The organism is Paraburkholderia sp. BR10872, from assembly GCF_040965835.1.
In the GTDB taxonomy this organism is placed as follows: Bacteria; Pseudomonadota; Gammaproteobacteria; order Burkholderiales; family Burkholderiaceae; genus Paraburkholderia; species Paraburkholderia nodosa_A.
In genome coordinates this window covers 1-333 of the sequence record NZ_JBFRCN010000170.1, presented here as the reverse complement: position 1 = coordinate 333, position 333 = coordinate 1, and the positions used below count along the sequence as shown (strand labels likewise).

The following is a 333-nucleotide window of genomic DNA, read 5'->3' as shown; positions in this document are numbered from 1 at the left end:
TCACGCAACGTCGGAGTGCCGTGCTCGACGACGCGCACGTGGGCGATATCAAAGGCGCCCTCGGCACCATCGCCCGCCACGACACCGCTCCGCGCAGCAACTGGATGGCGCGCCTGCGCACACTGCTCGCCATCCTCGGCCCCGGCCTCATCGTCATGGTCGGCGATAATGACGCCGGCGCGTTCGGCACTTATACGCAGGCGGGGCAGAACTACGGCACGTCGCTGCTCTGGACGCTCGCGCTGCTGATTCCGGTTCTCTATGTGAACCAGGAAATGGTCCTGCGCCTGGGCGCCGTGACCGGCGTCGGCCACGCACGCCTCATCTTCGAAC

At 67.0% G+C, this 333-nt stretch carries 1 protein-coding gene; it reads left to right on the top strand.

Features of this window, described 5'->3' with window-relative positions; translation table 11 throughout:
* Positions 1-20: 20 nt before the first annotated feature.
* Positions 21-333: divalent metal cation transporter (locus AB4Y43_RS40550; RefSeq protein WP_368730297.1), on the top strand; the 313-nt coding region annotated here is incomplete at its 3' end.